The organism is Pseudomonas sp. P4_C4 (assembly GCF_056402055.1).
Genome location: NZ_JBFUID010000032.1, coordinates 1 through 11,515, shown reverse-complemented (window position 1 = coordinate 11,515; position 11,515 = coordinate 1). Strand labels below are relative to the sequence as shown.

At 59.5% G+C, this 11,515-nt stretch carries 9 protein-coding genes and 1 rRNA gene; 8 read left to right on the top strand and 2 right to left on the bottom strand.

Going from position 1 to position 11,515, the window contains the following annotated elements; all coding sequences use genetic code 11:
• Positions 1 to 180: 180 nt before the first annotated feature.
• The 8 genes from AC1DXW_RS17355 to AC1DXW_RS17320 are packed head-to-tail and all read left to right on the top strand — an operon-like array spanning position 181 to position 9,169.
• Entirely contained in the window at positions 181 to 1,095 is a 915-nt protein-coding gene (locus tag AC1DXW_RS17355) for a GDP-mannose 4,6-dehydratase (protein WP_477756215.1), read from the top strand.
• A complete protein-coding gene (gene gmd, locus AC1DXW_RS17350) occupies positions 1,092 to 2,063 on the top strand; it encodes a GDP-mannose 4,6-dehydratase (protein WP_477760257.1) in 972 nt (323 codons plus the stop codon). Before AC1DXW_RS17355 ends, gmd begins: the two co-directional genes overlap by 4 nt.
• A 3-nt stretch (positions 2,064 to 2,066) precedes the next feature.
• Positions 2,067 to 3,509 (top strand): mannose-1-phosphate guanylyltransferase/mannose-6-phosphate isomerase, encoded by a 1,443-nt coding sequence (locus AC1DXW_RS17345; RefSeq protein ID WP_477760256.1) that lies wholly within the window; start codon positions 2,067 to 2,069, stop codon positions 3,507 to 3,509.
• Entirely contained in the window at positions 3,510 to 4,307 is a 798-nt protein-coding gene (locus AC1DXW_RS17340) for an ABC transporter permease (protein WP_477756599.1), read from the top strand.
• The gene (locus AC1DXW_RS17335; RefSeq protein ID WP_477760255.1) at positions 4,307 to 5,560 is read left to right on the top strand and encodes an ABC transporter ATP-binding protein; all 1,254 of its coding nucleotides are present in this window, start codon (positions 4,307 to 4,309) and stop codon (positions 5,558 to 5,560) included. Before AC1DXW_RS17340 ends, AC1DXW_RS17335 begins: the two co-directional genes overlap by 1 nt.
• Positions 5,557 to 6,924 carry a glycosyltransferase family 4 protein gene (locus AC1DXW_RS17330; protein ID WP_477760254.1) on the top strand — a complete coding sequence of 456 codons (1,368 nt, stop codon included), beginning with the start codon at positions 5,557 to 5,559 and terminating at the stop codon, positions 6,922 to 6,924. Before AC1DXW_RS17335 ends, AC1DXW_RS17330 begins: the two co-directional genes overlap by 4 nt.
• The gene (locus tag AC1DXW_RS17325) at positions 6,908 to 8,038 is read left to right on the top strand and encodes a glycosyltransferase family 4 protein (protein ID WP_477760253.1); all 1,131 of its coding nucleotides are present in this window, start codon (positions 6,908 to 6,910) and stop codon (positions 8,036 to 8,038) included. The genes AC1DXW_RS17330 and AC1DXW_RS17325 overlap by 17 nt, the downstream gene beginning before the upstream one ends.
• A complete protein-coding gene (locus tag AC1DXW_RS17320) occupies positions 8,039 to 9,169 on the top strand; it encodes a glycosyltransferase family 4 protein (RefSeq protein WP_477760252.1) in 1,131 nt (376 codons plus the stop codon).
• Positions 9,170 to 9,205: 36 nt separating this feature from the next.
• Here AC1DXW_RS17320 and mrdA read toward each other — a convergent pair whose 3' ends face one another.
• Both mrdA and rrf read right to left on the bottom strand, forming a co-directional pair.
• Positions 9,206 to 11,098: a penicillin-binding protein 2 gene (gene mrdA / locus AC1DXW_RS17315; protein WP_477760251.1), complete on the bottom strand. Its 1,893-nt coding sequence runs from the start codon at positions 11,096 to 11,098 to the stop codon at positions 9,206 to 9,208.
• Between the two features lie 185 nt (positions 11,099 to 11,283).
• Positions 11,284 to 11,399 (bottom strand): 5S ribosomal RNA (rrf, locus tag AC1DXW_RS17310).
• Positions 11,400 to 11,515 lie beyond the last annotated feature (116 nt).

Sequence of the window (11,515 nt, the reverse complement as noted above, 5' to 3'; positions counted from 1 at the left end):
CTGAGGAGAACCGATCAGTCACTTTTGGACTTGTTGAAATTACCGAGCAAATGGCACAGATTGGCTACCAAACAACTACAACAAACATTTCACCTGTCTTTCGAGCGATCATATCGGCTCGTAAACCTTTCCATGAAGACTGTGGAAACTGGATGAAATGCATGACCAAGGGGTCGCTGTTTGAAAAAACGTCTGTTTGTCACGGGTCTGACCGGATTCGTCGGACAACACATCCAGTCGCGTTTGCAGGCTGATGCCTCGGAATGGGAGCTTCTACCTGCTCCTTGTCGCTACGATCTCTGCGAGCCGGACAGCCTCGAAGGCCTGTGGCCGGAAATGCCCGATGCGGTGATTCACCTGGCCGGCCAGACTTTCGTCCCGGACGCCTTTCGTGATCCGGCGCGCACCCTGAAAATCAACCTGCTGGGCACCCTGAACCTGCTGCAAGCCCTCAAGGCGCGCGGCTTCACCGGCACATTTCTGTACGTCAGCTCCGGTGATGTCTATGGCCAGGTCACCGAAGATCATCTGCCCATCACTGAATTGCAGCCACCCTGCCCGCGCAATCCATATGCCGTGAGCAAACTGTCGGCAGAATTCCTGAGTTTGCAATGGGGCCTGAGCGAAGGCTGGCCGGTACTGGTCGCCCGCCCGTTCAACCACATCGGCACAGGGCAGAAAGACAGCTTCGTCATCGCCAGCGCCGCCCGTCAGATCTGCCGGATCAAGCAAGGCCTGCAAGGGCCAGAGCTGGAGGTCGGGGACATCGATGTCACGCGCGATTTCCTTGATGTCGCGGACGTGGTCTCGGCCTATCTGGCTTTGCTGGAGAAAGGCACACCGGGGCAGGTGTACAACATTTGCTCGGGGCACGAGCGGAGCATTCGCAGTTTGATCGAGCAGCTGGCAGATCTTGCCCAGGTCGACCTGCAATTGGTCCAGGACCCTGCGCGACTTCGCCGCGCGGATCAGCGTCGGGTGTGTGGCAGCCCTGCCAGGCTGGTCCAGACCACCGGATGGAAGTCTGAAATCACAACACAACAATCCCTGCGGGCGATCCTGTCCGACTGGGAGAAGCGAGTACGACAAGAATGACTAAAAGTGCATTGATCACAGGTATCACCGGCCAGGATGGCGCGTATCTGGCCAAACTGCTGCTCGACAAGGGCTACAAAGTCCACGGCCTGGTGGCGCGTCGCAGCAGCGACTCGCGCTGGCGCCTGCGCGAGATGGGAGTCGAAGCGGACATCGTCTACCTGGACGGCGACATGGCCGATGCCTGTTCAGTGCAGCGCGCGGTGATCAAGTCGGCGCCGGACGAGGTCTACAACCTCGCCGCGCAAAGCTTTGTCGCGGCCTCCTGGGATCAACCGGTGACCACCGGCATCGTCGACGGTCTGGGTGTTACCCACCTGCTCGAAGCGATCCGTCAGTTCAGTGCGCACACGCGTTTCTACCAGGCGTCCACCAGCGAAATGTTCGGCCTGATCCAGGCCGAACAGCAGGACGAGAACACACCGTTCTATCCGCGCAGCCCTTATGGCGTAGCCAAGTTGTACGGCCACTGGATCACCGTGAACTACCGCGAGAGCTTCAACCTGCACGCCAGTAGCGGCATCCTGTTCAACCATGAATCACCGCTGCGCGGCATCGAGTTCGTCACACGCAAAGTCACCGACGCCGCCGCCCGGATCAAGCAGGGCAAGCAGCATGAACTGCGCCTGGGCAACATCGACGCCAAGCGCGACTGGGGCTTTGCCGGGGACTACGTCGAAGCCATGTGGCTGATGCTGCAACAGGACAAACCCGACGACTTCGTGGTGGCCACCGGCGTGACCACCACCGTGCGCGAGATGTGCCGGATCGCCTTCGATCACGTGGGCCTGAACTACCGCGATTACGTGAAGATCGACCCGGCGTTCTTCCGCCCGGCCGAAGTCGAAGTGCTGCTCGGCAACCCGGCCAAGGCCCAGCGTGTGCTGGGCTGGAAACCAAAAACCGATCTGGATACCTTGATCCGCATGATGATGGATGCGGACATGAAACGCGTCGCCAAGGAGTAGGCCATGCTGATTCCCGTGATTCTCTCCGGCGGTGCCGGGACCAGGTTGTGGCCGGTGTCGCGTGAAGGCCATCCCAAACCGTTCATGGCCTTGCCTGACGGCCAGTCGCTGCTGGGCAAGACCTACCGGCGTGCCGCGGACCTGCTCGACGGCTGGGGCGATATCGTCACGGTGACCAACCGCGAGTACTACTTCCAGAGCAAGGATCACTTTCGGGACGCGCACCTGGGCCGTCATCGCGGGCACTTCCTGCTGGAGCCGACGGGTCGCAATACGGCGCCGGCCATTGCCGCCGCCGCCCTCTCCCTGCAGGCCCTGCATGGCGACGACGCGATCATGCTGGTGATGCCCGCCGACCATCTGATCGTCAATGTCGACGCGCTGAAGGACGCGGTCGAGCATGCCGTGACATTGGCCAGGCGCGGTCACCTGGTGACCTTCGGTGTCGTGCCGACCGCTCCGGAAACCGGTTTTGGCTACATTGAAGCCGGCACATCGCTGGACGACAAAGGCGCTGCCAGCGTGCGGCGCTTCGTCGAAAAGCCCGACCTGCAAACCGCGACGCATTACCTGGAAAGTGGCAACTTCCTGTGGAACTCCGGGATGTTCTGCTTCTCGGTCGCCACCCTGCTGGCCGAACTGCAAATCCATGCGCCCACGTTGCTGGAGCAGACGCAAACCTGCATGGCCGCCAGCGCCGCGGTGGAAAACGCCGGGAGCGTGCAACAGGAACTGTCGCCGGCCCTGTTTGGCGAAATCATGGATATTTCCATCGACTACGCGTTGATGGAACGCTCCGACAAGGTGGTCGTCGTGCCGGCCCGTTTCGACTGGAGCGACATTGGCTCCTGGGGTGCGGTGGCCGCGCTGGTACCGGCGGATGCACAAAACAATCGCACCGTCGGCGAGTCGATCTTCATCGACAGCCACAACAATTTTGTCCAGAGCGATAACCGTCTGGTCGCGACCGTGGGCGTGGATAACCTGATCATCGTCGACACCGCCGACGCGGTGTTGGTGGCCCACGCCGACCGCGCCCAGGATGTGCGCCGGGTGGCCAGGCAGCTCAAGGATAAAGAGCACGAAGCCTATCGCCTGCACCGTACGGTCAGCCGGCCATGGGGCACCTACACCGTGCTCGAGGAAGGCCCGCGCTTCAAGATCAAACGCATCGTGGTCAAGCCCGGCGCCAAATTGTCGTTGCAGATGCACCACCATCGCAATGAACACTGGGTGGTGGTCGAAGGCATGGCCAAGGTCACCAACAACGGCACCGGCACGCACCTGGTGGCCAAGAACGAATCGACCTTCATTGCAGCCGGGCACAAGCATCGCCTGGAGAATCCCGGCGTGATTGACCTGGTGATCATCGAAGTGCAAAGCGGCGAATACCTGGGAGAGGACGACATCGTCCGCTTCGAAGATCAATACGGCAGGACGGTTTGAATGCTGCTTTCCCTTTACCGCACGCTGAGCAGCTATCGAGGGTTCATTCTCGGTAGCGTCCAGCGAGAGTTTCAGGCGCGTTATCGCAATTCGTTGTTCGGTGCCCTGTGGACCGTGCTCAATCCGCTGTCGATGATCATTGTCTACACCGTGATTTTTTCCCACATCATGCGCGCGCGTCTGCCTGGGGTAGATGACGGCATGGCCTACAGCATCTACCTCTGCGCCGGGTTGCTGACCTGGGGCTTGTTCGCAGAGATCACGGTGCGCAGCCAGAACATGTTTCTGGATAACGCCAACCTTCTGAAAAAAATCAGCTTTCCACGGATCTGCCTGCCGGTGATCGTGCTGTTGAATGCCGGTATCAACTTCGCAATCATCATCGGCTTGTTCCTCGGCTTTCTGTTGATCACCGGTCGACTACCGGGCCTGGCGCTGTTGGCGCTCATTCCTCTGCTGGCGTTACAGGTGATGTTCTGTGCCGGCTTGGGGATCATTCTTGGCGTACTGAATGTGTTTTTTCGCGATGTCGGGCAATTTTTCGCCATCTGTCTGCAATTCTGGTTCTGGCTGACGCCAATCGTTTACCCAATGAGCATCCTGCCCGATTGGGTGCAGCGCTTGCTGCAACTCAACCCCCTGACCAACCTGATCACCAGCTACCAGAACATCTTCCTGTACGGCCAATGGCCCGTCTGGAGTTCGCTGCTGCCGATCATGGTCGCCAGCGTATTGCTCTTCGCCATCGGGTTGCGGCTGTTTCGGCAGAGGGTCGGTGAAATGGTGGATGAACTCTGATGGGGCACATACGCGTCACCGGCCTGGGCAAGGCCTATAAACAATACCCTACCCGCTGGAGTCGACTGGCCGAGTGGCTGATCCCGTTTTCGCCGATCCGCCATCGGCAACACTGGGTGCTACAGGACGTGACCTTTCAGATTGCCCCCGGAGAGTCGGTGGGCATCGTCGGGGTCAACGGCGCCGGCAAAAGCACTTTGTTGAAGATGATCACCGGCACCACCCAACCCACCTGCGGCACGATTGAGCTAGAAGGCCGCGTCGCCGCCCTGCTGGAATTGGGCATGGGTTTTCATGCGGACTTTACCGGCCGGCAGAATGCGGTCATGGCCGGGCAGCTGCTGGGCATGCAAGTCGAAGAAATAGAAGCGTTGATGCCGGACATCGAACGTTTCACGGAAATAGGCGACGCCATCGACCACCCGGTGCGCACCTATTCCAGCGGTATGCAAATGCGCCTGGCGTTCAGCGTGGCCACCGCACGGCGCCCGGACATTTTGATCGTCGACGAAGCGCTGTCGGTGGGCGACGCCTATTTTCAGCACAAAAGTTTCGACCGCATCCGCAGCTTTCGCAAAGCCGGTACCACGCTGTTGATCGTCTCCCATGACCGCTCGGCGATTCAGTCGATCTGCGACTCGGCGATCCTCCTGGAAAACGGCCACATGGCCATGCACGACACACCCGAAACCGTCATGGATTACTACAACGCCCTGCTCGCCAAGCGTGAAGGACAGACCGTGCGCCAGGAAGCCCTCGCTGGCGGCCAGGTCAGTACCATTTCGGGAACGGGTGAAGCCAGGATTCTGAGCGTGCGCTTGCTCGACCAACATGAACGCTCCATCGACGCCGCCGAAGTCGGCCAGCCGGTCGTGCTGGAGGTCAATGTCGAGGTTCGCCAGGACATCGAACGGCTGGTACTGGGCTTCATGATCAAGGATCGCCTGGGCCAGGCCATGTACGGCATCAACACCCATCGCCAGGATCAGGCATTGACCGATCTGCAGGCTGGCGAGCGCGTGACCTATCGCTTTGCTTTCGTCATGGGGCTGGGCAAGGGTAACTATTCCGTGGCGTTGAGCCTGTCACGCCTGGATTCGCATCTGGACCGCAACTTCGAGTGGCGCGATTACGGGTTGGTGTTCCATGTGATCAACAACCGCCAGGAAGATTTTGTCGGTTGCTCGTGGCTGGCCGCGAAGACCACCGTCACGCGCTCGAGCGCGCCGGTCACCTCGGAGAGCACGCCATGACGCGTCTTTTGGTGGAATGCACGCACGTATTCCAGCACCCCAAGGTCAATTCGGGCATTCAGCGGGTGGTGCGCAACGTCGTCAACCAGCTACCGGAATCGGTCGACGGTGTTGAATGCATCCCGGTTGTGATGCTCAAGGGCAAACTCTATCGGGTACTGAAACTCGGTGCGCTGAACATTCCGTTTTTCGATCAGTTGATGATGTTCGGCGGGCGACTTGGCCGGCTGGCACATCGTTTCTGGCAATGGCACCAGCGGCTCGATAAACGTTTGCCATCGCGGTTCGCCCGACGCGTAGTGTACGTGGCTTATCGACTGACAGCGCTGACCTGCTTCAGCGTGCCGCTGCGCCTGATCGACCAGCTCGATCAGTATCAACTGCCCAAACGTTGCGCACCGTTGCAGCATCAACCGGGGGACCAACTGGTGTTGCTGGACTCGTCCTGGCACACCGACTTTTTCCCGTTTGCCGAACAGCTCAAACGTGAAGGCGTGGGTATCGTTTCGGTGATTTACGACCTGATTCCCGTGACGCATCCGCAGTTTTACGACACGCGGCTGGTGCAGGTTTTCAACGAGTGGTTTGACTGGATCACCAAAACCGCCGATGGCTACGTGGCCATTTCCGCCACGGTGCGTGACCAGGTGCGTGAGGAAGTTCAGCGCCGTCTGGGCTCCGCCAAGGCCGCCGAGTTGTGGTTCGATTATTTCCACCTGGGCTCCGAACTCGATCTGAGGGAAGTCAACGCCACCGTGGAACCGCGTCTTGCCCGGCTGTTCGCGACATCGGAACCGGTGTTTCTGATGGTCAGTACCATCGAGCCGCGCAAGAACCACGCCTACCTGCTGGACGCCTTCGAACGGGCCTGGGCGGCAGGCTCCACTGCCCGGCTGTGCATTGCCGGGCGAGTCGGCTGGAAATGCGATGCACTGCTGGCCCGGGTCCGTAATCACCCGCAGCTGAACCAACGACTGTTCATGTTCAATGATCTGAGCGACACCAGCCTCGAGCATGCCTACACCCACGCCAGCTCACTGGTGTTTCCGTCTTTTGTGGAAGGCTTTGGCCTGCCGCTGGTAGAAGCCATGCAGCGTGGACTGCCGGCCATGGGCAGCGACATTGCGGTCTTTCGCGAAATCGGCGGCGAGTTCATGGCGTACTTCGATCTGGCCAAGCCACAAAGCTTGGCTGATCTGGTCATTGGTTTCGAGGGCAGCGGTCAATTCCCGGCCACTCGCGACGTCGCGGACTGGCGCTGGATCGGCTGGCGTGAAGCCAGTGCGCAACTGGCTTCACGCACCCTGCGCAATCTCCCGGACGTGCCGCTCATACAAGAGAGGCAACATGCGCATTGCCCTTAACGCGCGGATTCTCCAGGCGCCGCGCACCGGCATCGGCCACTACGTCGCCGAACTGGCGAACGCCCTGGCGGGTGAACCGGATATTGAATTGGCGCTGTTTCATGGCTGGGGCTGGAGTGATGTGCTGCCGGAAGCGGCCATGCCCGGTTATTCCCGACTGACGCCATTGCTGCGGCAGATTCCGGGGGCTTATCAGGCCCGACGGTGGCTAGAGCAGAAACGCTTCGATCAGGGCCGCGCGCAAGCCATCGACCTCTACCACGAACCGAGTTTGTGGCCGCTGTCGTTCGACGGTCCGACCGTCATCACCCTGCATGACCTGACTCACCTGCACTATCCCGAAACGCAGCCACCGGCGCGCTTGCGAGAAATCGAACGGCGCGTGGCCGACGGCGTGCGACAGGCAAGCCTGATTCTGACCGACTCGCAGTTCATTGCTGACGAAGCCCAGGCACATTTCGGGTTACCGACCGAGCGATTTGTCGTCGCCCCACTCGGTGTAGCCGCGCGTTTTCACCCGCGGTCCCCCGAGGCTATCGACGCCGTACTCAAGACCCATGGCGTCGAAGCGCGGGAATACTTCCTCTGTGTCGGTACCCTGGAACCGCGCAAGAATCTGTCCCTCGCCCTGCGCGCCCACGCCCGACTGACGGAATCAGTCCGTCAGCGTCTTCCATTGCTGATCGTCGGCATGGCCGGCTGGCAGCGCGAGCAGTTCAGCGAAGAATTGCACCAGGCCCTGGCCAGCGGTCATGTCTGCTTGCTCGGCTATTTGCCTGACGAGCACGTTGCACAGCTACTGGCCGGCGCCCGGGCATTGATTTTTCCGTCGCTTTACGAAGGTTTTGGCCTGCCGGTGCTGGAGGCCATGGCCTGCGGCACACCGGTCATTCTGACCAGCCGTTCGGCCATGCCCGAAGTCGCAGGCTCTGCGGGTAACTATGTTGAACCGGATGAAACCGACGGCTTGCGCGATGCAATGAGTCGTCTGATCGAGGATCTAGCGCATTGGCAGGCATGCCGAGAAGCCGGATTGCTACAGGCAAGGCTTTTTACCTGGGAAGGCTGCGCGCAAGTCACGGCCAGCGCTTACCGCCAGGCAATGGGAGGTTGAATGCGAGTTCTTCATTTTTTCAAGACGTACCTGCCTGACTCGGTCGGCGGGATCGAACAAGTGATTTTCCAGTTGTGCGAAAGCGGTGCCCTGCACGGCGTTGAAGGCAAGGTGCTGACCCTCAGTGCCGATCCGACACCGCCGGTGATGCAGATCGCTCAACATGAAGTCCATCGAGCCAGACTCGACATTCAGTTCGCCTCCACAGGGTTTTCCTGGAGCGTCTTCAAACAGTTTCGCGAGCTGGCAGCCGAGGCCGACGTGGTCAATTACCACTTTCCCTGGCCGTTCATGGACCTGGTGCATTTCGCCAGCGGCCTGAACAAACCCAGCGTGGTGACGTACCACTCGGACATCATCCGCCAGAAACACCTGCTCAAACTTTACCGGCCGCTGATGAATCGCTTTCTGCACAGCGCCGACCGGATCGTCGCTGCATCGCCCAATTACCTGCACACCAGTGATGTGCTGCAACAGTTTCAGCACAAGACCCGAGTGATTCCCTATGGACTGAACAAAGCAGGTTACCCACAGCCTGACAGTGATCGAGTGGCCCACTGGCGGCAAAAGCTCGGCGACAAGTTCTTTCTGTTTGTCGGTGTGATGCGCTACTACAAAGGTTTGCACATTCTGCTCGACGCCCTGAAGGACCTGGATTACCCGACAGTGATTGTCGGTGCCGGCCCACTGGAAGCAGAGCTGCATGCCCAGGCGACCGCCTTGGGTTTACGCAATGTCCACTTCCTCGGGCGTCTGGGGGACGAGGACAAAGTAGCGCTGCTGCAACTGAGCTACGCCATCGTGTTCCCGTCACACCTGCGCTCCGAAGCCTTCGGCATTTCGCTGCTTGAAGGCGCGATGTATGGCAAACCGATGATCTCCAGTGAGATTGGCACTGGCACCAGTTACATCAACATCCATAACGAGACCGGGCTGGTGGTGCCGCCGAGCAATCCATTGGCGTTTCGTGAGGCGATGCGCACGCTTTGGGAAAACCCGCTGCTGGCGGCGCAAATGGGCGAGAAGGCGCAGGCCCGCTATCAAAATCTGTTTACCGCGGACGAAATGGGTCGCAAATGGGCGGCCTTGTATGAGGAACTGCTGGAAGAAAAAGCCCTCGCCTACGCATGAGCATCCGTGATGCCTGTGCTATGAAGCCATGTGGGCTCAGACGTGAGGATCGCCCGGCACCTTGCTCGGCGCGGCGTACTGTGGCTTCAGGTGCCCGTCCTGATCGAGTAGCCAGGCGTCCATGATCTCCCGGACGACCGGTCCGGCGACGCGGCCACCCGCCTCGCCGTTTTCGATCATCACCGAAATCACGATCTTCGGGTGCTCGGCCGGGGCGAAACCGACGAACAAGGCATTGTCGCGGTTACGCTCGCGGGTTTTCTCCCGGTTGTAACGTTCGCCCTGCTTGATCGCCACCACCTGCGCGGTACCACTCTTGCCGGCGATACGATACTGCGCCCCTGCCGCTGCGGCCCGGGCAATCCCGCGGGCATCGTGCATCACCATCTGCATACCATGGTTGACCTGCTCCCAGTCGCGCGGATCCTTGAGCAGAATATTCGGCATCGGATGTTCATCCAACGGCGCGACGCCGTCCACGGTTTTGGCCAGGTGCGGGCGATTCCACACGCCTTTGTTGGCAATCAGCGCCGTCGCCTGAGCCAACTGCAGCGGCGTGACCTGCATGTAGCCCTGGCCGATGCCGAGAATCACCGTCTCGCCCGGAAACCAGGCCTGACGGCGGGTGGCGCGTTTCCAGGCTTGGGATGGCATCAGCCCAGGGGCTTCTTCATTCATGTCCAGGGAGACTTTCTCCCCCAGCCCGAACATGGCCATGTAGTCGTGCAGGCGATCGATACCGAGCTTGTGTGCGAGGTCATAGAAATAGGTGTCGTTGGAACGCATGATCGCCGCATCCATATCCACCCAACCATCGCCGCTGTGGTTCCAGTTGCGGTACTTGTGATCGAAATCCGGTAGCTGGTAATAACCGGGGTCGAACACACGGGTCTGTGGCGTGACGACACCTGCATCGAGGCCAGCGATTGCCACTTCCGGCTTGATGGTCGAACCCGGGGCATAGAGACCACGCAGGACACGATTGAACAGCGGCCGATCAATGGAATCCCGTAGCGAAGAGTATTCCTTGGAACTGATACCGGTGACGAACAGATTCGGATCGAAACTCGGGTTGCTGACCATGGCCAATACTTCGCCGGTCGACGGATCCAGCGCGACCACCGAGCCACGGCGATCGCCCAGGGCTTGCTCGGCGGCTTCCTGCAGCTTGACGTCGAGGCTCAGGACAATGTTTTCGCCTGGCACCGGGTCAGTGTGCTTGAGCACTCGCAGCACGCGGCCCTGGGCATTGGTTTCGACTTCCTCATAGCCGACATGGCCGTGCAGTTGCGCCTCGTAGAATTTTTCGATTCCGGTCTTGCCGATGGATTGGGTGCCTCGGTACTCGACCGTATCCAGAGCCTTTGACTCTTTCTCGTTGATACGTCCGACGTAGCCGACCGAATGAGCGAAGTGCTCGCCCAATGGATAGTGCCGAACGAACTGCGGCTCTACATCAAGGCCCGGCAGGCGGAACTCGTTGACGGCGAGAATGGCAATCTGCTCTTCGGTCAGTTCATAGAACAGCGTCACGGGTACGAAGGGGTGACGAGCCTGCTTCATCACCTTGTCGAACTGCGAGCGGTCTTCAGCGGGCAGGTGCAGGAGATTTACGACTTCGTCCAGCTCTTCGCTGACATTGGAAGCACGTTCGCGGGTGATGGTCAGGTTGAAGCTGGGACGGTTGTCAGCGAGGAGTACACCGTTGCGGTCATAGATCAATCCGCGGGTAGGCGTAATCGGCAGGACATGAACGCGATTGTTTTCGGAGATGGTCGAGTGATAGTCGAATTCGACGACTTGCAGGACGTACAGGCGTACTACCAGCGCACAGGTGACAGCGGCAACGAACAAGGCGCAGGCCATGAGTCTCTTGTTGACCAGGCGTGTCTCTTTTTCGTGGTCCTTGATCGGTATCGGTTCAGGCACTTGTGCAGCAACTCATTGAAAGGAATGCCGATCCGTGGGCGCAAACTCAGTCCATTAAAAATGAGCTGCACCATAGCAAAACCGTGGAGTCAGGTTTGTGTGATTTTTTTTAAAAAGCTCGCCCTGCTTTTCGAGCGCACAAACAAAACCCCAACTGCTTTCGCAATTGGGGTTTCGGAATTTAATCTTGACGATGACCTACTCTCACATGGGGAAACCCCACACTACCATCGGCGATGCATCGTTTCACTGCTGAGTTCGGGATGGGATCAGGTGGTTCCAATGCTCTATGGTCGTCAAGAAATTCGGGTACCGAGTCGTGGCCAGCTGGCCGCGCTTCAGCAAATTGGGTAGGTGATAGCTTTCGGTGTTTTGTGAGCGTCGAACTTTCGGTTCATTGCGTCTTCACACACCGCA